Below are 21676 nucleotides of genomic sequence, written 5' to 3'. Positions count from 1 at the left end.
CCCGAGTTGGCTCACTTGCTTAGTGCGTGACCTTCCCGGCCTTGGAGTGCGTCGAGGATCGCTTGCTGGGGTGCGGGGACAGCGGGGGCGAAGGTCTGGGTGGTGCCGTTGATCGCGATCGTCGCCGAGCGCAGCGGCCGGAGCTGTCGGATCAGGTTGCCGATCGCCAACCCGGTGCGGTTCTGGGCCTCTCGGGCAACGGCGAGGGCTGCGAAGACGACGGTCAGGTGAGCCTCGATCGCGTCGCGGGTGTGGTGGAACATCGGCCGGGCCCGCAGATCGGTTTTCGACATCCGGAAGGACTGCTCGACCCGCCACAGGTCGTGGTAGCTGGCGATGACCTCGCTGGCGGGCATCAGCTGGGCGCCGATGTTGGTGACGTAGCCCTTCAAGCCGACCAGCGACTGGGCGCGCGCCAGTGAGGTCTCGTCCAGCGTGCGTGTGCCGTTGGCGGTTTTGACGAATCGCGGGGTGCGGGCAGCCCGCTCGCCGGCGATGACCTCCCGGGCCCGGGTCTCCTGCAGAGCGAGGGTCTTGCGGTCCCGCGCGGCTCGCTTGGCCGAGTAGGCCCACACCGCCCGCCACGAGCGGGGGTGGGCTGCGGGGTCCCACACTGGTTCGGCCTTGCGCTTGACGTCGTTCTCGCTGCCCCCGCCGGCGCTCTTGCTGCCTCGGCTGGTCTTGGGGGTGAGGGTGTCGATGACCTGCCCGTCGGTGAACGCATCCCCGTGCCAGTGGAAGTGGGACTCCAGATCGACCGGGGCCTTGGTCACCCGGGAGCCGACGATGAACCGCAACTGCGCGTCATCCAGTGCGCGCAGGTTGGCCGCGGAGAGCATTCCGGCGTCGGCGACCACGACCATGTCGGCGATCCCGTGCCGTTCCTGGAACCGCTCGATGATCGGGACCAGGGTCGTGGTCTCGGCCTTGTTGCCTTCGAAGCAGCCGATCTCCAGCGGGAAACCGTGCCGGTCGACCAGCAGACCGACCACGACCTGCGGGTCGACTCGGCGCTCCTTGGAGTAGCCGACCTTGCGCAGGTCGTCTTCCTTCTCGGCCTCGAAGTACAGGGTGGTCACGTCGTACAGGCACAACGACAGGTCCCCGCTGGCGGCGGCGTGGGTGAAACAGGCGGCGGCGATCCGGTCGCGGTACTTGCCGGTCGTGGCCCGCGTCAGGGTTCGCTTCATCGTGGCGTAGCTGGCTGGGGCCCGGTCCAGATCGCGCAACACCCGGCCGGTGTCGAGCAGCGAGGTTGGCTCGACGACTCGGGCGATGACCAGATCGGTGAACACCTCGTCGTCGACCGCGTCGAACCCGAGCGCGGTGAACACTGAGGCCAGGGCGTCGAACAGCAGACGTGAACCGGTGCCCACGACCCGGCCGGCGGCATCACGCCCGACTGCCACCGCCGGAGTCTGCGATCCGGGGAGGACGCCCTGTCCGGAGGGGGTGCCCACCAGTCCGACCACCGGCGGTGTGGGCTCCACGCCGAGGTCCAACATCCCCTGCGCCGGGTCGGCCAGCAACTCCCGCGCCCGCTCCATCAGCACTCCGAGCTCGGCGTCGGTGTGCGCCGACCCGACGTGGGCGACGATCCGCTGCCGACCTGCGAAGTACTCCGCGACCTGCACGGCGGTGGCCCCCGACGCGGTCCGAACCCGCCGGATGAACGCCACACCACGACCCTAGGCCGACCCCGTTAGTGCGTGAACCACGCACCAAGACGACGCGTAGTCGCAGGTCAGCGCCGAGCAGTCGGAACGATCACGCTGCAGTGAGCCAAGTCAGGTCGGCAGGCCGCCGCAGGCGTCGAGGTGAACCTGACGACATGAACGCCTCCCGAATCATCGCCGTCATCCTCCTCGCCGTCGGCGATGGGCTGCTCCGCTGATCCGGCGAACGACGACGCGACCGCGGCAACCGCACCGGCGACGTCCACGCGGGTAGAGCCGGAGCCGAAGCCGACGACGGAGCCTGCGCTCCCCCGCCCGAGCCGCGCGCCTGACTGCACCAGCCCCACGAACTCACCGAGGTGCACCAGTCCAAGGCCTGGTCGAGCTCCGGTGCGCAGAACGCCACCAGGCAACTCCCCCGTTCCCTCGGGGCCGACGGTGCAGGTGCGGCATCGGCACGGACATTGCCCGCGCGCGCTCCGGTTGACAGCGGTCGGTTCGTGAGCACGATGACCTGGGCGGACGCCGCCGGGGCGCCGCGCGCCTGTCCCCGGAAGGGAGGGCGTCATGCACGCCCGCACCACCACGATCTCCGCCGACCCGAACCGCATCGACGCCGGCATCGCCGACGTCCGCGACAACGTCATGTCCGCCGTGAGCGGCATGGACGGCTACGTCGGGCTCTCGATGCTCTGCGACCCCGACTCCGGCCGCTCCATCGTCACCACCGCCTGGGAGAACGAGGCGGCGATGGCCGCGACCCGCGAGGCGGTCCTCCGGATGCGCGAGCAGGCGACGAAGCAGTTCGGCGCGGAGAAGCCGGAGGTGCGCGAGTGGGAGATCGCGGCGATGCACCGGCTGCACCCCGCAGGGGACGACTCCTGCGCCCGGGTCACCTGGTCCCGCGTCGACCCGGCCAGCATCGACAAGGTCCTCGACGTCTTCCGCACCGACCTCATCCCGCGGATGGACGAGATGCCCGGCTTCTGCAGCCTCAGCCTGATGCTCGACCGGCAGACCGGCGACAACTCCCTCACCGCCGTCTACGCCGACCGCCGGGCCATGGAGGCCTCCCGCCAACGGGCCATGTACATCCGCGACGAGTTCCGCCGGGCGCTGCACATGTCAGCCACCGACGTGGCCGAGTTCGACGTCGTCCTGCACCACCTGCGCGTCCCCGAACTGGTCTGACCGGCACGGAACCGCACCCGACCCCGACCGGCCGGGCGAGGGGCGGCTGCACCCGACGGTGACCGTCCACCGTCCGAGGGCGACGGACCGTGTCGCCTCGCCCGTCGCGCTGCTCACCACGCCCGCACCCCTGGGCGACGGGCCGGCCGCAGGCCCAGCATCGTGGTCCGTCCGCCCGCCACGGCGATGACCCGGGAAGCCCTCATGAGCGCCCGACGCGCACTGATCAGCACAGCAGCGGCCAGCGTGCTGCTGATCGCCCCGGCGACAGCCGCGTGGGCGGAACCCGGGTCCGGCGGGTGCCAGGCCTTCGGCCAGGGCGTCAGCACCCTGGCCAACACGGTGTTCCCGAAGGGCCAGTTCGGGGAGAACGCATCCACAGTGGCGACGTCGGGGCCGCGAGCCTTCCCGGAGCAGATCGTCTACCCGGAGCAGGACGCCGCCTGCCCGTAGGGCACCGGGTGACCGGTCACGGCGCCTCAGCCGCCCGCCGATGAGGCAGCCATGACCAGTCGACACGTCGGTCCTGCGGAAGCGGCGCACGCGGCGGCGGCCAGCGCCATCCAGGAGCTCTACGAAGAGGCGCTCCGTCACCTCGACGTCGTCGCCCGTTCCCTGGGGGCGGCCGCCCCTGCGGCGGAGGAGGCCGGCCAGCCGCACGAGCCCCACACGGATGGGGGCCACCCGACCCTCGAGCTCCCCCGCCGGCTGATCTCGCCGGTGGCCGCTGCGGCCTGACCCCTGCCGAATGGTCGTCCGCGGCCGGCTGGGTTAGGGATGCCTCATGCCCTTCATCCAGATCACCATGATCGCCGGCCGCACCGAGGAGCAGAAGCGCGACCTGCTCGCCGCGGTCAGCCAGGCCACGACCGATAGCATCGGCGCTCCGCCGGAGACGGTGCGGGCCTGGATCGTCGAGGTGCCGCCGACCGACATCGCGGTCGCCGGCGAGACGCACGCGGACCGCCGCGCGAAGGCCGACCAAACCTGAGGCGCGGGACGCCGGAGTGCTTCATTCGTCCAGCGACCGGATCCACAGCGCCGCCGCGCCGTAGGCGAGCGAGCTGACGACGGCGCGCGTGGTGGTCCGCCCGCCGGCCTTGCCCGCGCCAGCCAGCGCGGTCAGCGTGTCGAGCGCGTTCATCGCCGCCACCGCGGCCAGGCCGCGGTCGACCTCCTCGTCGGTCTTCGCGGTGAGCGCCAGCGCAGAGACCACCAGCGCCCGGCTGCCGAACAGCCGCTGCAGCTGGAGCCCGGCGGGCGTCACCGGGACGCCGTAGCCGCTCGCCACCGACCGCGGCGCCAGGACGCTGATCGCCCCGAACGCCACACCCACGGCGCCCAGCGCCTGCGCCATCGACTTCTTCGACGTCTCGGCAGCGGTCTTCTTCTTGGCCATCGTCAACTCCCGGAACTGGACAAGGACGGCGTCATCTCACCGCACCGGCCACTCAACCAGCGGCGCCGCCCGCCTGCAGCGCGAACGTCCCCACCGGCCGCTACCGTCCCGACCATGACCGCCGGCCACCGCAACCCCGGGTCGCACCCCCGGCCGGTCGACGCCCGGTAGACCGTGCCCTCGGCCCTCGATCTGCAACACCGCGCCACCTCCTGGGGCGCGATGCGCAGCCGGGTGGCCGGCGAGCGACGGCCCGGAGTCCCCGAGATCGTCGTCGTCCACGGGCTGGCGGTCGCCGACTACCTGGAGCCCGCCGTCCGCCAGCTCGGCACCTGGACCCGGGCGCACCTCGTCGAGCTGCCCGGCTTCTCCGGTAGTGCCGACCCGCCGCGCCCCATGGACGTCGCCGACCACGCCGACGCCGCCCTCGAGTGGCTGGCCGCCGCCGAGCTGGACGACGTCGTGCTCGTCGGGCACTCCAGCGGCACCCAAGTCGCCGCGCACGTCGCCGTCCGGGAACCCGACCGCGTGCGGGCGCTGGTGCTCGCCAGCCCGACCATCGACCCCGCCTACCGCAGCATGCGCCGCGTCCTGCTCGCCTGGCGTCGCAACCACGAGCTGGAGCCCCCGGAGCTCGACGTCGCGCACATCCCCGACCGGCGCCGCGCCGGCCTGCGCCGGGTCCGCCACGCGCTGGCCGTCCACCTGAGAGACCGGCTCGAGGACACCCTCGAGCGGGTTCCCCAGCCGGTGCTCGTCCTGCACGGCGACCGCGACCGCCTCTGCACCGAGGCCTGGGCGCGCGAGCTCAGCGAGCGCGCGCAGGACGGCCGGTTCCGCAGCGTCCCCGGCGCGCACAGCTTCGTCTGGACGTCGCCCGACGCCTGGTCCGCCCCGATCGCCGAGCTCGCCTCCGTCGCGCCGCCCGACGCCGATTGACCCCCGGTGGGGCGGACGACACGATGACCCGACCGCCGACCGAGAACCGTGAGGGACACCATGAGCGCCACGGAGGCCATCCAGATCCCCCACCTCGGTGGCTCGAACATCGGCTACCGGTTCGGCCGGCCCTACGACCCGTCGCTCCCGACCCTGGTGATGGTCAACTCCTTCACCACCTCCGTCGAGCTGTACCGGCCGCAGTTCGCCGACGAGCAGCTCTCCACCACCGCCAACCTGCTCGCCATCGAGCCCTACGGGCACGGGCAGACCCGCGCCGCGTACGCGCAGTTCACCTACTGGGACACGGCCGTCGCCGCGCTGCAGGTCCTCGATGCGCTCGGCATCCCCGATGCCTTCGTCCTCGGCACCTCGCAGGGCGGCTGGATCGCCGCCCGCATGGCGATGCTCGCCCCCGGCACCGTCAAGGGCATCATCCCGCTCGGCACCTCCATGGACTTCGAGAGCCAGCGCAGCCGCGAGCTGGGCTGCTGGAACGGCGTCGAGTTCTGCACCCCCGCCATCGACGCCCTCGCCCAGCCCGTCGGCGACGACTGGGTCATCCCGACCGAACTCGTCGACGCCACTCTCGCCGAGGGCATGGGCGACGACGTCCCGGACGACGAGCGCGCCTTCTGGCACCGGACGCACCAGCAGAACTACGCCGGCGACGCCGGGCGCGAGCGGCTGCGGATCAGCAGCATCAACCTCCGTGACCGGGACGGCCTGCACGGCCGGCTGGACGCCGTGCGGTGCCCCGTCCTGTGGATGCACGGCACCGCAGACCGCGTCTACTCGGTGGCGAACGCCGAGGAAGAGATCGGGCTCTTCACCGGCAGCGCCAAGGCCGAGCTCCGCGTCGTCGAGGGCGGCCAGCACTTCCTCAGCGCCACCCACCCCGAGGTCGTCAACGCCGCCACGGTCGAGTTCATCGACCGCTGGAAGTAGCGGCGTCGACGCGTCGCCGCGCTAGGCTCGCGGACGTCCCGAACGTCCGTGTGTAACTACCTGCTGCCGGCCCGACCGGCGGATCAAGGCGGCACGCCCGATCCGCAGCAGCAGAGGTCATGTTCCGCACGCGCCCCACCACCTCCGCGGTCATCCGCTCCGCCGGTCTCTCCTACTTCCCGCTCGCGTTCGTCGCGCGGCTCCCCTTCGCGATGATGACCGTCGGGGTGCTCACCCTGGTCGTCGCCGAGCGCGGCTCGGTCACCCTCGGCGGGCTCAACTCCGCCGTCGCCGGCATCGGCACCGCGTTCGCCGGCCCGCTCCTCGGTGCGGCGGCCGACCGCCTCGGCCAGCGCCGCGTCCTGGTCCCGGTCGGCCTGCTCCACGGCGCCCTGCTCGCCGCCTTCCCGCTCGTCGTCGCGAGCACCGCCGCGGACGCCGCCGTCCTCGCGCTCTCGGTGCTGATCGGCATGTCCGCGCCGCAGATCGCGCCCATGTCCCGCACCCGGCTGATGGCCGTCATCCGCCGCACGGTGCAGCGCGACCGCCGCGAGCGGGTGCTCAACGGGACGATGGCCTACGAGTCCGCCGCCGACGAGATGGTCTTCATCGTCGGCCCGTTCCTCGTCGGCCTCCTCGCCGTCGCGATCGCCCCGTGGGTCGCCATCGCCGGCGCCGCCGCGCTCACCCTCGTCTTCGTCACCGCCTTCGCCCTGCACCCCACCGGCCGGCTCCAGCCCGGCGCCCAGCACAGCCGCACCACCCAGGCGCCCGCCCGCGAGCTGGCCCGCTTCCCGCTGCTCACCGTCGTCGCCGGCACCCTCGGCGTCGGGCTCTTCTTCGGCGCCACCCTCACCTCGCTCACCGGTTTCCTCGCCGCGGACGACGGAAGCGGCGACCGGGCCGGCCTGCTCTACGGCGTCATGGGCATCGGGTCGGCGGTGCTGGCGCTCGGCACCGCGGCGCTCCCCCAGCGCTTCTCGCTGCGGGCGCGCTGGGCGACGTTCGGTTCCGTGCTCCTCGCCGCCGCGCTGCTCTACGCGACCGCGCGCTCGGTGCCGGCGCTCGTCGTCGCCCTCGCCGTCCTCGGCTGCGGCATCGGGCCGACGCTGGTCACCCTCTACAGCGTCGGCGCGCTGCTCAGCCCCGCCGGCCGCTCGGCGACCACCATGACGATGCTCAACTCGGCGGTCGTCGTCGGCCAGGCGCTGGCGGCCGCGGTCACCGGCGCCGTCGTCGACCGGCTCGGCGTGGGCACCGCGCTCGCCGCCCCGGCGCTGGCCGCCGCGCTCGTGGTCGCCGCCGCGGCGGCGTACGCGGTGTCGCAGCAGCGGGCAGCGACGCAGCCGGAGCCCGTCCCGGCCTGAGCAGGTCCCGACCGGACGTCACCCCTCCCCGAGCCGGCTCCGCAGCCAGTCGTGGAACAGCGCGAGGTGGTGCTCGACGGGCACCAGCACGCCGCCGGCCGCGTAGGCCCGCGAGCTCATGCCGGGCTGGGTGCGCTCGCAGGCGGCGAAGTCCTGCTGGTTGACCCGGTGGAACAGCTCGACCGACCGGGAGACGTCCAGCCCCGCGGCGACCACCTCCGGGGCGTACAGCCAGTCGCACTCGACTCCCGTCCGGTCGACGGCCAGCGGGGTCATCCGCAGCAGGATCACGTGGTCGGGCACCAGGTTGAGGAACACCGCCGGCTTGATCGTGGCCGCGTAATAGCGCCGGTCCCGGTCCTGGTCGATCCCCGGCAGCGCCGGGAAGCCGACCGACCCGTCCACGGTGAAGCCGTCGACACCAGCCGCGAACTCCGCCCCGTGCCCGACGAAGGACTGCGCGGCGTGCCCGCGGCTGAACTCCGGCAGGACGTCGGTCAGCTCGGGGTGGATCGTCGCGCAGTGGTAGCACTCCATGAAGTTCTCGACGACGAGCTTCCAGTTGGCCGCGACGTCGTAGCGGATCCGCCGGCCCAGGGCCAGCCGCCCCACGTCGTACCCCTCGATCGCCGCCGGGTCGCCGAGCCGCTCGGTCACCGCGCCGACCACGTCGTCCTCGAACGACGGCGGGTCGTCTGCCAGGCACACCCACGCGTAGCCCAGCCACTCGCGCAGGTGCACCGGCACCAGCCCGTTGGCCACCCGGTCGACGTCGGGCATCCGCGCCAGGTTGGGTGCGGCGACCAGCGCACCGTCCAGCCCGAACGACCAGGCGTGGTACGGGCAGCGCAGCGTCCGGGTCACCTGCCCCGACTCCTCGGAGCACAGCTGCGCGCCGCGGTGCCGGCACACGTTGAGGAACGCCCGCAGGCCGCCGTCCCGGCCGCGCACCACCAGCACGCTCTCCCGGCCGACCTGCACCCGCCGGAAGCTGCCGGGGGCGGCGACCTCGTCGGTGCGGGCGACGCAGCACCACATCGCCTCGAACACCAGCTCCTGCTCGCGGGTGAACAGCGCCGGGTCGGTGTAGTACCGCCCGGCCAGGGTCGGCATCAGGCTTGAGGAGGGAGCGGGGAGGGTCGCGGTCATGAGGTGGCCTCCAGCGCGGGCCGGCGGGGGTCGAACAGGTCGATCGGGTGCGTGGTCGTTCCCGTGGTGGCGAGGTCGGCGAGGATCTCGCCGACCACCGGCACGAACTTGAAGCCGTGCCCGGAGAAGCCGCAGGCCACGGTCACCTGCGGGTGCTCGGGGTGCGGGGCGATGATGAAGTGCTCGTCGGGCGTCGTCGTGTACATGCAGGTCGCGGCCTTCAGCAGCTCGCCCGGCAGGGTCGGCAGCACCCCGGCCAGGTGCCCGGCCATCGCCGCGACCTCCTCGGGGTGCACGTCCCGGTCGATCGTGTCCGGGGTGCACGGGATCCCCCGCCGGAAGAACGCGACCTTGGCCCCGCCGTCCGGTCCGTCGATCGCCGGGAAGCCGTAGACCTGGGTGCCGTCGGCCGCCTCGTGGATGTAGATCGGGTGCCGGTCCGGCGTCCAGGCAGCGGTGCCGCCGGTCGGCTGGAACCAGTACATGACCTGGCGCTCCACGGTCAGCGGGACGCCGAGGTCGGCCAGCACCTCCGGCGCCCACGAGCCGGGGCTCACCACCAGCGCACCCGCCTCGTACTCCCCCGCGGCCGTCCGCACCCGCACCCCGCCGCCCGGGGTCGCCGTCCAGGAGAGCGCCGGCTCGCGGAAGCGCAGCTCCGCCCCGCGCGCAAAGGCCAGGTCGAGGTGCGCGGCCACGGTCGCCTCCGGGCGGGCGAACCCGGCCGCGGCCTCGACCAGCCCCACCTCGTCGCCGGCCGGGGTCAGCGTCGGGAACCGGCGGCGGACCTCGGCCGCGTCGAGCAGCTCGTGGGCCAGCCCCCACTCGCGGGCCGCCCGCAGACTGCCGGCGACCGTGCGGCTGTCGGGCCGGCCGAGGAACACCCCGCCGGTGCGCACCAGCACGTCGGTGCCGGAATCGGCGCACAGCTGGTCCCACAGCTCGTAGGCGCGCAGCAGCAGCGGCACGTAGGCGGGGTCCTCGAAGTAGGCCTGCCGGGTGATCCGCGAGCCGCCGTGGCTGGACCCCTGGTCGTGCGCCGGGCCGAACCGCTCCAGCCCGAGCACGCGCTGCCCGCGGGCGGCCAGGTGCGCGGCCGCCGCGCTGCCCATGCCACCCAGCCCCAGGACGACGACGTCGTAGGCCATCGTCAGCACCGCATCCGCGTGCCGGAGGGATCGACCAGCGGCTCGGCGGCGACGGTCGCCGCGACCGGGTTCCCGAACCAGTCGATGGTCACCGCGGTGCCGGGTTCCGCGTGCGACGCCGGCAGCCAGGCGTAGGCGATCGACCGGCCGATCGTGCAGCCGAAGCCCGCGCTCGTGACGTGGCCGACCGGCGTCCCGTCGATCCGCACCGGCTCACGGCCCAGCACCGTCGTCGCCGGGTCGTCGAGGGTGAGGCAGGCCAGCCGCCGGTCGTGCGGCCGGTGCTCCAGCGCCGCCCGCCCGACGAAGTCCTTGCCCTGACGGACGGCGAACGACAGCCCCGCCTCGACCGGGTCGTGCTCGGCCGTCATGTCGATCCCCCAGGCGCGGTAGCCCTTCTCCAGCCGCAGGCTGTCGAAGGCCCGGCGGCCGGCGGCGACCAGCCCGTGCCGCTGCCCGGCGTCCCACAGCACGTCCCACAGCCGCAGCCCGGTGGCCACGTCGGTGTACAGCTCCCACCCGAGCTCACCGACGTAGGAGACCCGCAGCGCGGTCACCGGCACCCCGCCGACGGAGAGCTCCCGCGCCCGGAAGTACCCGAACGCCTCGTGCGAGACGTCGCTGCTCGTCAGCGGCTGCAGGACGTCGCGCGCCCGCGGGCCCCACAGCCCGATGCCGCAGGTGCCGGCGGTGGTGTCGCGCAGCTGCACCGAGCCGTCGTCCGGCGCGTGCTGGCGGAACCAGTCGAGGTCGAGCGGGCCGTTGGCGCCCACCTGGAACCGGTGCTCCCCCAGCCGGGCGACGGTCAGGTCGCTGCGGATCCCGCCGGCGGCGTCCAGCAGCAGGGTGTAGGTGACCCGGCCGACGGGCTTGGCGACGTCGTTCGTGGTCAGCCGCTGCAGGAAGTCGGGCGCCCCGCGGCCGGTCACCTCGATCCGGGTCAGCGGGGTCATGTCGTACATCGCGCCGTGCCTCCGGGTGGCCAGCGCCTCGGCGGCGACGGTCGGCGACCACCACCGCGAGGCCCACGCGTCGCGGGGCGGCAGGTCCAGCCCCTCGGCCAGCGGCGCGTTCGACTCGAACCACAGCGGCCGCTCCCAGCCGCCCACCTCGGTGAGGACGGCGCCGAGCTCCTGCTGGCGGACCCAGAACGGGCTCGTGCGCAGCGGGCGGAGCACCGCGGGCGGGTCCAGCGGGTGGACGATGTCGTAGACCTCGACGAACTGCTGCGCCCCGCGCCCGGCCACGTACTCCGGCGAGAGCTGGACGTCGGTGAACCGGTGCAGGTCGCACTCGTGCACGTCGGTGCGCGGCTGCCCCTCGACCAGCCACTCGGCCAGCGCCTTGGCGACCCCGGCCGAGTGGGTCACCCACACCGCCTCGGCGACCCAGAAGCCGGGCAGGTCGCGGTGCTCGCCGAGCAGCGGCATGCCGTCGGGGGTGAAGGAGAAGACGCCGTTGATGCCGGCCGCGACCTCGGTCCCGGCGAGACCGGGCAGCAACGCGAGGCTCTGCTTCCAGGCGTCGGCGAAGTCGTCGGGGGTGAAGGGCAGGCAGCTGTTCGCGTGCGCCTCGGCGTCCTGCGCGGTCACCGGCATCGGCCGGTGGCCGTAGGAGCCGATGCCGATCCGGTCGCCGTGCTCGCGGTAGTACAGGTCGGCGTCCTGGTGCCGCAGGATCGGCGCGCTGATCTCCCGCACCGCGCCGGCCAGCGCCGGCACCGGTGCCGTGGTGGCGTACTGGTGCGCCAGCGGCTGCAGCGGGACGGTCAGCCCGGCCAGCGCGCCGACGTCCGGGCCCCAGAAGCCGGCGGCGCAGACGACGACGTCGGCCGGCACGAAGCCCTGGTCGGTGTCCACGCCGGAGACGCGCCCGGCGGCCGAGAAGACGCCGGTGACGCGGTGCCGGGCGAGGAAGCGGGCGCCCCGCTCGATCGCCCGCCGGGCCTGCGCCTCGCCGGCCGGCACGGCGTGCGCCAGCCCGTCGCTCGGCACGTGCAGCCCACCCAGCACGGCGCCCGGGTCGAGCAGCGGGTGCAGCCGGGCGCACTCGCCGGGGTCGACCAGCCGGGCCTCGATGCCCCACGAGGTGGCCAGGCCGTGCCGGCGGGCCAGGTCGGCCCAGCGCTCCGGCGTCGTCGCCACCTCCAGGCCGCCGACCGGCCGGAAGACCGGTTCGCCGTCGAGCGCGAGGTTGCCCAGCTTGCCGACGGTGTAGCTCGCGAACTCCGCGAGCGTCTTCGACGGGTTGGTCTGGAAGACCAGACCCGGGGCGTGCGAGCTCGACCCGCCGGCCGCGAACAGCGGGCCCCGGTCGAGCACGGTGACGTCGGTCCAGCCGCGCGCGGTGAGCTCGTCGGCCAGCGAGCACCCGACGATTCCGGCGCCGATGACCACGACGCGGGGCGACGTCCTGCGGGGAGCCATGTCCATGGCCACGCCCTTCGTCCGTTGCGGCATCCGCAACTACTGGCGGGATGCGCAACAGGGTCCGGAGCGGATCCGCACCCCGTCAAGGGGCACCGGCGTGTCGGCGCGCGTCCTGACACGGTGTTCACACCGGCGCCACGGAGCGCCGCCCCGGTGCCTCAGCCGAGCTGCCGGCCGGTCTCCGTGGCGACGGCGCACAGCCGCTCCGCGATGTCGGCGAACCGGTCGCGGGGCAGCCGGTAGGACGGCGCGGACACGCTGAGCGCGGCGACCAGCCGCCCGTCCGGCGCGCACACCGGCGCGGCCACCGCGTTGAGGCCCAGCTCCAGTTCTCCCTCGGTGGCCGCCCAGCCCTGCTCGCGGACCCTGGCCAGCACCTCGTCGAGCACCGCGACGTCGGTGATCGTCGACGGGGTGTACCGCTCCAGCGCCGTGGCGGACATGGCCGCGCGCGCGGCCGCCGGCCCGTACGCCAGCAGCACCTTGCCGCTGGAGGTGGCGTGCAGCGGGGTGCGCCGACCGACCCAGTTCAGCACTCCCACCGAGGCGCTCCCGTGCACCTGGCTGATGTTGACCGCGCTGTCGCCGTCGAGCACCGCGAGGTTGACGGTCTCGTCGAGCTCGGCGGCCAGCCGCTCGCACACCTCGCGACCCAGCCGGCTGAGGTCCAACTGCGCCGCGCTCGCCCCGGCCAGGCGCACCAACCCGAACCCGAGCCGGTAGGTGCCCCGCTCCCCCAGCTGCTCGACCAGCCCGTGGGCCTCCAGGGTGGCCAGCAGCCGGGAGGCGGTGGACTTGTGCACGCCGAGCTCGGCGCCGAGGTCGGTGGCACCGGCGCTGCCGCGGTCGGCCAGGACGGAGAGCATCGCGAGCGCCCGGTCGACGGACTGGACGAGCGGAGGTTGGCCGCCGCCGTCGGCACCGTTGCGCATGACGCAACGCTAGCCGAGGGCGCGACCTGCGGGCAGGGCCGCTGCCGGGCGGAGATGCCGCGAACAAGTCCTCGTCGCATTCTGCTAGCAGCCAGCTAGCATCTTGCCCATGCGAACCCTGTACCTGCGCAACGTCCCGGATGAGGTCGCTGAAGCTCTCGAACGGCTGGCGGCGCGTGAAGGCATGTCGGTGAGCGCGGTCGCCCTGCGGGAGCTCACGGAGGTCTCCCGCCGGGCGGACAACCCCCGGCTGCTCGCCACACTCCCCGATCTCGGCGTTCCTACCCCCGACGTCCTCGCAGACATCGACGACGACCGCGCTGCTCGGTGATCGTCCTCGACGCTTCGGCCGCCGTCTCCGCACTGTTGAACGACGGTCAGGCGCGGGCGGTCGTCGCCTCGGAGTCGCTGCACGTCCCGCACCTGATCGATCCCGAGATAGCGCAGGCGCTCCGCCGGCAGGTGGTCAACCGGACGGTGAGCCCCGACGACGGCTGGCGGGCGCTCGACACGTGGCGGCGGCTGGGCGTCGCACGGCATCCGATCACCGGGCTGCTCGACCGGGTCTGGCAACTGCGGGACAACGTCTCCGCGTACGACGCTTCCTACGTCGCGCTCGCCGAAGCGCTCGGCTGTGCGCTCCTCACGGCGGATGCACGGCTCAGCCGCGTCCCGGGGCTGCGCTGTGCGGTCACCGTCGTCCCGCGCTGACCCACCGCTCCGGCGGTGGCCGGACGGACGACGTCCACCCCGACGTCGATCAGGCGAACAGGCCGCGGATGTCCTCGGCCGTCAGCGCCCCCGACAGCGTCCCGCCGTCGTCGTCCAGCACCCGGGAGAACAGGTCGCGCTTGCGCTCCTGCAGCGCCAGCACCTTCTGCTCGATCGTGTCGGCGGCGACCAGCCGGTAGACCATCACCGTCTTGTCCTGCCCGATCCGGTGCGCGCGGTCGATCGCCTGCGCCTCCGCCGCCGGGTTCCACCACGGGTCGAGCACGAACACGTAGTCGGCCTCGGTGAGGTTGAGCCCGAACCCGCCGGCCTTGAGGCTGATCAGGAATACCGGCGCGCCGCCCTCGCGGAACTCCTCGATCCGCCGCTCCCGGTCCCGCGTGCGCCCGTCGAGGTAGGCGTAGGGCAGCCCCGCCTCCTCCAGCCGCCGGCGCACCGTGCCGAGGAAGCCGGTGAACGAGCTGAACACCAGCGCGCGGTGCCCCTCGGCGACGACCTCCTGCAGGTGCTCGAGGAACGCCTCGGCCTTGCTCGACCGGATATCCGCGTAGCCGTCGTCCACCAGGGAGGCGTCCAGCGCCAGCTGCCGCAGCAGGGTGAGCGACCGGAAGATCGTGAAACGGTTGCGGTCCAGGTCGTCGACCAGGCCGAGCACCTTGCGCCGCTCCCGCTGCAGGTGGGTGTCGTAGACCTTGCGGTGCTTCGGGTCGAGCACCACCTCGAGCACCTGCTCCTGCTTGGGCGGCAGCTCGGCGGCGACCTGCTCCTTGGTGCGCCGCCGCATCAGCGGCCGGATCCGCCGGCGCAGCGCGGCGAGCACCTCCGGGTCGCCGCCGCGCTCGATCGGCGTCCGGTAGTGCTCGGTGAACCGCTGCGGGCTGGGGAACAGCCCCGGCGCGACGATCGAGAGCATCGCCCACAGGTCCATCAGGTTGTTCTCCACCGGCGTGCCGGTGATGGCCAGCTTGAACCGCGCGGGCAGCCGCCGCGCGGCCGCGTAGGTCTTCGCCTGGTGGTTCTTCACGAACTGCGCCTCGTCCAGCACCAGCCCGCGCCACGGCAGCGCCCGGTACTCCTCCTCACCGAGCCGCAGCAGCGTGTACGAGGTGACCACCAGGTCCCCGCCGTCGACCGCCTCGGCCAGGGCGGTGCCCCGCTTGCGGCCGGTGGCCTCGATGGTCCGGACGACGAGACCCGGCGCGAACCGGGCCGCCTCCCGCGCCCAGTTCGCCACCACGCTCGTCGGCGCCACCACCAGCACCGGCGCGGTCAGCTCCCCGGACTCCTTCGCCCGGCACACCAGCGCGAGGGTCTGCAGCGTCTTGCCCAGCCCCATGTCGTCGGCGAGCACCCCGCCCAGCCCGGCGTCCCACAGCACCGAGAGCCACTGGTAGCCCTCCAGCTGGTACGGCCGCAGCTGCGCGGCCAGCCCGGCGGGTGCCGCGGGCGGCCCTGCACCGTCGACGTCGAGCAGCGCCCCGACGTCGCGCGCCCACCGCCGGCTCTGCTCTGCGACCACGCCGAGCTCCACCAGCTCCTCCCAGAGCCCCGCCTGGTAGCGGCTGATCCGCAGCCCCGGCCGGTCGGCATCCTGCAGCGCCCGCGCCTCCTCGATCAGCGCGCGCAGCCGGTCGAACTCCGGCCGGCGGACGTCGAACCAGGTGCCGCTGGGCAGCAGCAGGTGCTCCTCCCCCGCCGCCAACGCCGCGAACAGCGGGGCGAACGGGATCTCCTCGCCGTCCACGCTCACCGTCACGCCGAGGTCGAACCAGTCGCCGTCCTCCCCGTCGGTGGCCGACACCGCCACCACCGGCGCGGCCTCGGACCGCCGGTAGCCCACCGGCTCACCGGTCTCCTCGACGAGCACGCCGGCGTCCGTCAGCCTGGGCAGGAACTCGGAGACCAGGACGACGACGTCCATCCCCGCGACCTCGGCGCTCTCGATCGGCCGGGGTCGCGGGCCGACGTGCCAGATCCGCAGCAGCCGCTCCGGTGGGGCGGGCAGGGCGCGCAGCTGCTCGTCCTCCGCTTCGACGTCGCGCCCCGGGTCGGGCGCGGCACCGGCCTCGCGCGCCAGCGGCAGCCGGGGGCCGTCGTCGCCGTAGCGCACCGACCAGGTCAGCCGCGCCCGCTGTCCGGGCAGGTGCTCCACGGAGAGGCCCAGCCGAGGCGCCACCACCTCCGGCAGCTCCACCGACCCGTCCGACGACCGCACCGGCAGCGCGCGGCGCAGCGCCGGGTAGAAGGCGGTCAGGAAGCGGTCGCGGTCGGCCGCCGGCACCCGCACCGGCCCGCTGCCCGCCAGCCGCTGCGCGCTCCGGGGCACCCGCTGCAGCGGCACGAGCACCAGCCCCTCGCGCGAGATGATCTCCCCCGGGACACCGGTGCCGGGGGCCAGGGCGGCGCCGTGCGGGGGGCTGCCCAGCAGCAGCACCGACTCGGCCGGGACGCGCACGTCGTCGCCCAGCTCCACCACCGCCTCCACCCGCAGCTCCCCGCCCTCCTCGCGGACGTCCACGGCCAGCTCCCCCGGCGCGCCGACCCGCACCCGCCCACCCCACTTCGTGAGCAGGGGCACGCCGTCCTCCACCGCCTGCCGCAGCGCCGGCCACAGCGCCGGACCGAAGTCCTCCAGCAGTACCGGCGGTTCCCCGGAGCCGTAGTAGTAGCCGGGTGGGTCCGCGGCCTGGTGCGCCTGGTGCAACCCGCGCAGCGCGGCCGCGTGCGCGGGATCCCGCTCGGAGAAGTAGTCGCGCTCGAGGTTCCGCCACGACACCCCGGTGCGGACCCAGCGCCCCTTCGCGCCGGGCACGACCGGCCGCAGCCGCACCGACGCCGGGCCGGGTCCGGCAGCGCGCTCGACGTCGAACTGCAGGCCGACCGGGGTGCCAGCACCGGACGGCGCGGCCTGCACCAGGTCGCCGAGGACGAGTTCCCAGTCGGGTGTGCGGGCCACCGGCGATGCAGCCGAGGCGGCGAGCCGGACGGTCAGGAGCACCGCCGCGACGTGCTTGCAGTCGTACCCGACGGGGCAGCTGCACTCGCCCCACCAGCGGGCGGCCCCGGCATCGTGCTGCGCCACGGTCCGGTAGATCCGCCGCTGGCTGCCGACCACGATCGCCGTGAGCTCGCCGGTCGTGCGCGAGCGGGTGATCTCCGAGACCCGGCCCTCCCGCGCGTAGGCGACGCCGCGGCGCCACGCGTCGTCCCCGACCGACCGGCGGATGACCGCATCGGAGAGCGCCGGGCGCAGCTCGTCGAACACCACCGGAGGCTATCGACGCCGACGACCGTCCCGGGCGTTCGTCCACAACCCGAGCCGGAGGCGGTTTCGCTGCCCCACGGATCGGGGAGTCGGGATCCCATGGCTGCACACGACGTCGTGATCATCGGCAGCGGGATCAACTCCCTCGTCGCCGGCGCCACCCTGGCGAAGGCCGGGCGGGACGTCGGCATCTACGAACGCGCACCCCGCCTCGGCGGGGCGATCCGCACGGAGACCGACACCCCGGCGCCGGGCTACACCACCGACCTCTTCTCCTGCTGGCACCCGCTGTTCGTCGGTGGCCCGGCCTACCCGGCGCTCGCCGACGACCTCGCCGCCCGCGGCGTCGTCTACCGCAACACCGACCTGCCCGCCGCGGCCGCGCTGCGCGACGGGTCGACGGCGGTGCTCTCCACCGACGCCGACGTCACCGCCGCCGAGTTCGACCGGCTCGCCCCCGGCGACGGCGACGCCTGGCGCTCCTTCCTCGAGGAGTTCGGCAGCTTGGCCGGCATCGCGTTCGGCGCGCTGGGCACCGAGCTGCTGTCGCTGGACGGGCTGAAGCTCGCCGGCCAGGCGGTCCGCCAGCTGGGCCCCCGCGGGCTGCAGCAGTTCGGCGCCGAGGGCCTGGAGTCCGCGCGCACCTGGCTGTCCGGCACGTTCGAGTCCCCCGCGGTGCACGGGTTGCTCTCCCCGTGGGTCGGCCACGAGGGCCTGGGGCCGGACGACGCATTCAGCGGCTTCATCAACAAGGTCATCGCGCTCGCCCTCGCCCAGGGCGGCTGCCCGGTGCCCGAGGGCGGCGGGGTGCGGGTCGTCGAGGCGCTGGCCGGCATCGTCACCGACGCCGGCGGCAGTACCCGCACCGACGCCGACGTCGTCGCCGTCCAGACCACCGACGGGCGAGCCACCGGCGTGCGGCTGGCCGACGGCGAGGTGGTGACCGCGCGGGAAGCGGTGCTGGCCAGCGTCACCCCGCAGTCGCTCTACCTGGAGCTGCTGGACGGCGTCGCGGCGGTGCCCGACCGGGTGCGGGAGGCGGCCCGCGGCTACCGCTACGGCCGCGGCGACATGCAGATCCACCTGGCGCTGTCCGAGCCGCCGCGGTGGGCGGAGGACCACGACCGGTTGTCGCGGGCGGCGATCGTGCACGTCAGCGACGGGCTGGACAGCGTGAGCCGTGCGGTCAACGAGGCGCAGCGGCACCTGCTGCCCGTCCACCCGACGATCGTGACCGGGCAGCCCGCCGCGCTGGACCCCACCCGGGTGCCCGACGGCGCCGGCGTGCTGTGGCTGCAACTGCAGGAGACCCCGGGCCGGCCGACGGGCGACGCCGCCGGGAGCATCGACGTCGGCGACGGCACCTGGACCGAGGAGCTGCGCGAGCGGTACGCCGACCGCGTGGTCGAGGAGCTCTCCCGCCACGTGACCAACCTGGACTCCGCGCTCACCGCCCGCCGGGTGCTCTCCCCGGCGGACCTGCAGTCCTGGAACCGCAACCTGGTCGACGGCGACCCGTACTCCGGCGCCTGCACCATCGACCAGTTCCTGCTCTGGCGGCCCACCCCGCAGACCCGCGGGCACCGCACCGCCGTCGACGGGTTGTGGCACATCGGCGCCTCCACCCACCCCGGACCGGGCCTGGGCGGGGCCAGCGGGCTGCTGGCCGCGCAGCAGGTGATCCGGGCGGCGAAGCCCGGGCTGCTCGCGGCCGGCCGCCGGGCGCTGGGCGGCTGACCCGCGGTCCCGGGAACGCCGGCAGCCGGCGCAGCACGACAGTCGGTGGGCGCCGGTAGCGTCCGCCGCGATGGCGAAGAACAAGAAGCGGGCCCGGTCCCGGCAGAAGCAGCGGCGGCACACGACGCCGGAGGTCGGCCTGCTCGATGCGCTGGGCGCGGGCATCGATGCGCCTGCCCCGGGGCCCCTGCTCGGCGTCGTGAGCCTGGCGCTCTCCGTGGCCGCGGCCGACGACGATCCCTCAGCAGCGTTCGGCACCCTGGTCCGCAGCTTCTCCGCCGCGGACCGGGTCGAGACGTCGGCCGCCCTGCTGGCGATCGCCACCCTGACCGTGGATCCCGACCTGCGCCGGCGGGTGCGCCGCGAGATCGCCGAGCGCGGTCACGTCCTGCCCCAGTGGCTGGCCGAGCTGCACCGGTCCGAGCCGGTGGACCGGGCCGGCGAGGTGAGCACGGTGTTCCGGGACGTCGACGATCTGCTCGTGGGCGTCACCGTGCCCGGAGGCGGGCCGCTCACCGCCGTCGTCCGCGTGAACAACGAGTTCGGGGCTGTCGCCACCGACGGGTACGTCGTCGGGGCACCGCTCGACGAGGTCGTCGGCCTGCTGGGCGAGACGGACGACCCGGACCTGCGCGTGCGCGACATCTCCCCCGCCGACGCCCGTACCCGCCTCACCCACGCCCTCGCCGAGATCGCCCTCGGCCCGGGGTGGGTCACCTCCGAGCAGCTGACGGAGGCACGCCCGCTGGTGGAGTGGATGCTGTCGCTGCTCCCGGAGGGCGGCCAGGACACCGGGCTCCGGGAGTTGTCCGAGGAGGAGCTCGACGGCATCGCCGAGGCGTTCCTCGCCTCGCCCTTCGGCCCGGCGTGGGCCCGCCTCGAACTCCGCCCGCTCGTCGACGACGTCCTGACCGCGGGGAGCGCCAACGGCATCGGCGATCCCCTCGTCTGGAGCCGCAAGAACGTCCGGGGGCTGCTCGACCTCGACCGGACCGCCCTGGACCCCGACGTGGTCCACGTCGAGCGGACCCCGGAGCTGCTCCGCGACCTGATCCGCTACGGGCACGCCGAGCGCGGCCTCCACCCGCAGCTCACCGCCGACGCGCTCTCCGAGGTCGACGCGCGCGCCGACGCCTTCCAGGCAGCCCTGCGTGCCCTGGCGGACGACGAGGCCTGACGAGGCGGTTCAAGCGGCGGTGCCCGGCGTCGGCTACGCCGCCGACGCCTTCAGCCCTGCACGGAGCCCGAGTACGTCCCGCCCGCGCCGGCCGTCGCCTCGACCCGGAGCAGCCCGCGCGCGTCACCGGAGAGCAGCATCAGGCCGCGCACCTCGCCGCCGGGCCGCGTGATCCCGGTGTAGACCAGCCGTGCGTCGGCCGGCTCCCCCGCCACGGTGCCGGTGAAGGTGCCGGAGAAGAGGAAGACGTCGGCGAACGTGCCGGGCGGGACGGCGAACGCCTGGTCGCACGGCGCGTCGACGGCGATCCGGATCGTGCCGGGCGCCGTCCCCTCGAGCGTGCCCTCGAAGGCGAGCGTCACCGGGACGGTCGCCAGGCACCGGTCCCCCGGCAGCGGCTGGAGGTCGGGAGCCCCGGTGATGGCGACCGTGAACGCGCCGTCGGCGGGGACCCGCGCCGACGCTGCGGCCGGGGCGACGCCGACCCCGACCAGCGCCGCACAGAGGACCAGGGCGAGCAGCAACCTGCGCATGGCGCGACGCTACGAGCGCTTCACCATCCGCCCCAGAGACCTAGGGCCCCGGACAGCGGGACGCCGCGCCGACCAGGACCCGGCTCACACGCCGACGTGCGCCAGCGCCTGCAGCAGCAGCGCGCTCTGCCCGTTCGCGAGCTCCGCCAGCACGGTGGCCTCCCGCACCTCGTCCGGGCTGAACCAGGTCAGCTCGAGCGCGTCCTGCTGCGGCGAGCAGTCGCCCTCCACCGGCACCACGTACGCCAGCGACACCGCGTGCTGCCGCGGGTCGTGGAACGGCGTCACCCCCGGCGTCGGGAAGTACTCGGCCACGGTGAACGGCTGGGGCGCCGGCGGGACGCGCGGCAGCGCCAGCGGCCCGAGGTCCTTCTCCAGGTGCCGCAGCAGCGCCGCGCGCACCCGCTCGTGGTACAGCACCCGCCCCGACACCAGCGCCCGCTTGATCTGCCCGTCCTCGCCGGCCCGCAGCAGCAGCCCGATCGAGGTCACCGTGCCCTGCTCGTCGACCCGCACCGGCACCACGTCGACGTACAGGATCGGCAACCGCTCGCGCGCCGCGTCCATCTCCTCGCGGGCCAGCCAGCCCCCGCCTGCCGCCGTCGTCAGCTCGGTCATGGCACCTGTCTAGCCGACGCACCCGGCCGCCCGACACCCGCGCGGCCGGACCGGGGACGTGCTCCCGGTCACGCCGCCCCCTTCCCTTCCGCACCCCAGGAGTAGGCAGATCACCATGACCGCCGTCGCCACGGGGACCGCCACCCACCCGCTCGCCCGGCTCACCGCCGAGGAGGTCACCGCCGCAACGGGGATCGTCCGCGCCGCGGGCCTCTGCGCCGACTCCGGCACCTCCGTCTACGTCGCCCTGGAGGAGCCGCACAAGGCGCAGGTGCTGGCCTGGCAGCCGGGCGACGCCGTCGAGCGCCGCGTCCGGGCGCTGCTGCTCGACCGGGCCACCGGTGCCGGCCGCGACGTCACCGTCTCGCTGACCACCGGCGCCGTCGTCCGGGGCTCGCGGTCGTTCCGCCCGGCTGACCAGCGGGAATTGTCGTAG

General features: G+C 74.3%; 21 protein-coding genes. 12 read left to right on the top strand and 9 right to left on the bottom strand.

Annotated elements, in window-relative coordinates; genetic code table 11:
* Positions 1 to 11: 11 nt before the first annotated feature.
* Positions 12 to 1679, bottom strand: a complete 1668-nt coding sequence (locus tag QOZ88_RS21140) for an IS1634 family transposase (RefSeq protein ID WP_306001670.1) — start codon at positions 1677 to 1679, stop codon at positions 12 to 14.
* A gap of 564 nt (positions 1680 to 2243) precedes the next feature.
* Between QOZ88_RS21140 and QOZ88_RS21135 the strand changes: the two genes are divergently transcribed.
* The 4 genes from QOZ88_RS21135 (at position 2244) to QOZ88_RS21120 (ending at position 3858) form a co-directional block, all read left to right on the top strand.
* A complete protein-coding gene (locus QOZ88_RS21135; protein ID WP_306001669.1) occupies positions 2244 to 2867 on the top strand; it encodes an antibiotic biosynthesis monooxygenase family protein in 624 nt (207 codons plus the stop codon).
* A gap of 204 nt (positions 2868 to 3071) precedes the next feature.
* Positions 3072 to 3320 (top strand): hypothetical protein, encoded by a 249-nt coding sequence (locus tag QOZ88_RS21130; protein ID WP_306001668.1) that lies wholly within the window; start codon positions 3072 to 3074, stop codon positions 3318 to 3320.
* 51 nt (positions 3321 to 3371) lie between these two features.
* The gene (locus QOZ88_RS21125) at positions 3372 to 3605 is read left to right on the top strand and encodes a hypothetical protein (RefSeq protein WP_306001667.1); all 234 of its coding nucleotides are present in this window, start codon (positions 3372 to 3374) and stop codon (positions 3603 to 3605) included.
* Between the two features lie 46 nt (positions 3606 to 3651).
* A complete protein-coding gene (locus QOZ88_RS21120; protein ID WP_306001666.1) occupies positions 3652 to 3858 on the top strand; it encodes a 2-hydroxymuconate tautomerase in 207 nt (68 codons plus the stop codon).
* Between the two features lie 21 nt (positions 3859 to 3879).
* Here QOZ88_RS21120 and QOZ88_RS21115 read toward each other — a convergent pair whose 3' ends face one another.
* Positions 3880 to 4266 carry a hypothetical protein gene (locus tag QOZ88_RS21115; protein WP_306001665.1) on the bottom strand — a complete coding sequence of 129 codons (387 nt, stop codon included), beginning with the start codon at positions 4264 to 4266 and terminating at the stop codon, positions 3880 to 3882.
* Positions 4267 to 4440: 174 nt separating this feature from the next.
* Here QOZ88_RS21115 and QOZ88_RS21110 point away from each other — a divergent pair, with 174 nt between their 5' ends.
* The 3 genes from QOZ88_RS21110 (at position 4441) to QOZ88_RS21100 (ending at position 7520) form a co-directional block, all read left to right on the top strand.
* A complete protein-coding gene (locus tag QOZ88_RS21110) occupies positions 4441 to 5205 on the top strand; it encodes an alpha/beta fold hydrolase (protein ID WP_306001664.1) in 765 nt (254 codons plus the stop codon).
* Positions 5206 to 5265: 60 nt separating this feature from the next.
* A complete protein-coding gene (locus tag QOZ88_RS21105) occupies positions 5266 to 6153 on the top strand; it encodes an alpha/beta fold hydrolase (RefSeq protein ID WP_306001663.1) in 888 nt (295 codons plus the stop codon).
* A 119-nt stretch (positions 6154 to 6272) separates the two neighbouring features.
* The gene (locus tag QOZ88_RS21100; RefSeq protein WP_306001662.1) at positions 6273 to 7520 is read left to right on the top strand and encodes an MFS transporter; all 1248 of its coding nucleotides are present in this window, start codon (positions 6273 to 6275) and stop codon (positions 7518 to 7520) included.
* An 18-nt stretch (positions 7521 to 7538) separates the two neighbouring features.
* Here the strand turns inward: QOZ88_RS21100 and QOZ88_RS21095 are convergent, their stop codons facing one another.
* The 4 genes from QOZ88_RS21095 to QOZ88_RS21080 form a co-directional block, all read right to left on the bottom strand.
* On the bottom strand, positions 7539 to 8669 hold the full coding sequence (locus QOZ88_RS21095) for an aromatic ring-hydroxylating oxygenase subunit alpha (protein WP_306001661.1): 1131 nt from the start codon (positions 8667 to 8669) through the stop codon (positions 7539 to 7541).
* Complete coding sequence (gene solA, locus QOZ88_RS21090) at positions 8666 to 9817, bottom strand: N-methyl-L-tryptophan oxidase (RefSeq protein ID WP_306001660.1); 1152 nt, start codon at positions 9815 to 9817, stop codon at positions 8666 to 8668. Before solA ends, QOZ88_RS21095 begins: the two co-directional genes overlap by 4 nt.
* A gap of 2 nt (positions 9818 to 9819) precedes the next feature.
* Positions 9820 to 12276 carry a GcvT family protein gene (locus tag QOZ88_RS21085; RefSeq protein ID WP_306001659.1) on the bottom strand — a complete coding sequence of 819 codons (2457 nt, stop codon included), beginning with the start codon at positions 12274 to 12276 and terminating at the stop codon, positions 9820 to 9822.
* A gap of 128 nt (positions 12277 to 12404) precedes the next feature.
* Positions 12405 to 13178, bottom strand: coding sequence for an IclR family transcriptional regulator (locus QOZ88_RS21080; protein WP_306001658.1), 774 nt, complete (start codon positions 13176 to 13178; stop codon positions 12405 to 12407).
* 109 nt (positions 13179 to 13287) lie between these two features.
* On the opposite strand from QOZ88_RS21080, the gene QOZ88_RS21075 reads away from it, so the two are divergent.
* Both QOZ88_RS21075 and QOZ88_RS21070 read left to right on the top strand, forming a co-directional pair.
* On the top strand, positions 13288 to 13509 hold the full coding sequence (locus tag QOZ88_RS21075) for a FitA-like ribbon-helix-helix domain-containing protein (protein WP_306001657.1): 222 nt from the start codon (positions 13288 to 13290) through the stop codon (positions 13507 to 13509).
* Positions 13506 to 13889, top strand: coding sequence for a type II toxin-antitoxin system VapC family toxin (locus tag QOZ88_RS21070; RefSeq protein ID WP_306001656.1), 384 nt, complete (start codon positions 13506 to 13508; stop codon positions 13887 to 13889). The genes QOZ88_RS21075 and QOZ88_RS21070 overlap by 4 nt, the downstream gene beginning before the upstream one ends.
* 49 nt (positions 13890 to 13938) lie before the next feature.
* On the opposite strand, the gene QOZ88_RS21065 is transcribed toward QOZ88_RS21070, so the two are convergent.
* A complete protein-coding gene (locus QOZ88_RS21065; RefSeq protein WP_306001655.1) occupies positions 13939 to 17175 on the bottom strand; it encodes a DEAD/DEAH box helicase in 3237 nt (1078 codons plus the stop codon).
* Between the two features lie 99 nt (positions 17176 to 17274).
* Here QOZ88_RS21065 and QOZ88_RS21060 point away from each other — a divergent pair, with 99 nt between their 5' ends.
* Both QOZ88_RS21060 and QOZ88_RS21055 read left to right on the top strand, forming a co-directional pair.
* A complete protein-coding gene (locus QOZ88_RS21060) occupies positions 17275 to 18912 on the top strand; it encodes a phytoene desaturase family protein (RefSeq protein ID WP_306001654.1) in 1638 nt (545 codons plus the stop codon).
* Between the two features lie 70 nt (positions 18913 to 18982).
* Positions 18983 to 20089 carry a hypothetical protein gene (locus tag QOZ88_RS21055; protein ID WP_306001653.1) on the top strand — a complete coding sequence of 369 codons (1107 nt, stop codon included), beginning with the start codon at positions 18983 to 18985 and terminating at the stop codon, positions 20087 to 20089.
* 50 nt (positions 20090 to 20139) lie between these two features.
* On the opposite strand, the gene QOZ88_RS21050 is transcribed toward QOZ88_RS21055, so the two are convergent.
* On the bottom strand, positions 20140 to 20622 hold the full coding sequence (locus tag QOZ88_RS21050; RefSeq protein WP_306001652.1) for a hypothetical protein: 483 nt from the start codon (positions 20620 to 20622) through the stop codon (positions 20140 to 20142).
* 84 nt (positions 20623 to 20706) lie between these two features.
* On the bottom strand, positions 20707 to 21240 hold the full coding sequence (locus tag QOZ88_RS21045; protein WP_306001651.1) for an NUDIX hydrolase family protein: 534 nt from the start codon (positions 21238 to 21240) through the stop codon (positions 20707 to 20709).
* Positions 21241 to 21355: 115 nt separating this feature from the next.
* Between QOZ88_RS21045 and QOZ88_RS21040 the strand changes: the two genes are divergently transcribed.
* Positions 21356 to 21676, top strand: a complete 321-nt coding sequence (locus tag QOZ88_RS21040) for a hypothetical protein (RefSeq protein ID WP_306001650.1) — start codon at positions 21356 to 21358, stop codon at positions 21674 to 21676.

The organism is Blastococcus carthaginiensis, from assembly GCF_030731085.1.
Lineage (GTDB): Bacteria > Actinomycetota > Actinomycetes > Mycobacteriales > Geodermatophilaceae > Blastococcus > Blastococcus carthaginiensis.
The sequence above is the reverse complement of the archived record's forward strand: the minus strand, read 5'-3'. Positions and strand labels throughout refer to the sequence as shown.

Bases quoted from the DNA above. Each gene is read 5' to 3' on its own strand.
- QOZ88_RS21135 (WP_306001669.1), top strand. From the start codon at position 2,244: ATGCACGCCCGCACCACCACGATCTCCGCCGACCCGAACCGCATCGAC.
- QOZ88_RS21130 (WP_306001668.1), top strand. From the start codon at position 3,072: ATGAGCGCCCGACGCGCACTGATCAGCACAGCAGCGGCCAGCGTGCTG.
- QOZ88_RS21125 (WP_306001667.1), top strand. From the start codon at position 3,372: ATGACCAGTCGACACGTCGGTCCTGCGGAAGCGGCGCACGCGGCGGCG.
- QOZ88_RS21120 (WP_306001666.1), top strand. From the start codon at position 3,652: ATGCCCTTCATCCAGATCACCATGATCGCCGGCCGCACCGAGGAGCAG.
- QOZ88_RS21115 (WP_306001665.1), bottom strand. From the start codon at position 4,266: ATGGCCAAGAAGAAGACCGCTGCCGAGACGTCGAAGAAGTCGATGGCG.
- QOZ88_RS21105 (WP_306001663.1), top strand. From the start codon at position 5,266: ATGAGCGCCACGGAGGCCATCCAGATCCCCCACCTCGGTGGCTCGAAC.
- QOZ88_RS21100 (WP_306001662.1), top strand. From the start codon at position 6,273: ATGTTCCGCACGCGCCCCACCACCTCCGCGGTCATCCGCTCCGCCGGT.
- QOZ88_RS21095 (WP_306001661.1), bottom strand. From the start codon at position 8,669: ATGACCGCGACCCTCCCCGCTCCCTCCTCAAGCCTGATGCCGACCCTG.
- solA (WP_306001660.1), bottom strand. From the start codon at position 9,817: ATGGCCTACGACGTCGTCGTCCTGGGGCTGGGTGGCATGGGCAGCGCG.
- QOZ88_RS21085 (WP_306001659.1), bottom strand. From the start codon at position 12,276: ATGCCGCAACGGACGAAGGGCGTGGCCATGGACATGGCTCCCCGCAGG.
- QOZ88_RS21080 (WP_306001658.1), bottom strand. From the start codon at position 13,178: ATGCGCAACGGTGCCGACGGCGGCGGCCAACCTCCGCTCGTCCAGTCC.
- QOZ88_RS21075 (WP_306001657.1), top strand. From the start codon at position 13,288: ATGCGAACCCTGTACCTGCGCAACGTCCCGGATGAGGTCGCTGAAGCT.
- QOZ88_RS21060 (WP_306001654.1), top strand. From the start codon at position 17,275: ATGGCTGCACACGACGTCGTGATCATCGGCAGCGGGATCAACTCCCTC.
- QOZ88_RS21055 (WP_306001653.1), top strand. From the start codon at position 18,983: ATGGCGAAGAACAAGAAGCGGGCCCGGTCCCGGCAGAAGCAGCGGCGG.
- QOZ88_RS21050 (WP_306001652.1), bottom strand. From the start codon at position 20,622: ATGCGCAGGTTGCTGCTCGCCCTGGTCCTCTGTGCGGCGCTGGTCGGG.
- QOZ88_RS21045 (WP_306001651.1), bottom strand. From the start codon at position 21,240: ATGACCGAGCTGACGACGGCGGCAGGCGGGGGCTGGCTGGCCCGCGAG.
- QOZ88_RS21040 (WP_306001650.1), top strand. From the start codon at position 21,356: ATGACCGCCGTCGCCACGGGGACCGCCACCCACCCGCTCGCCCGGCTC.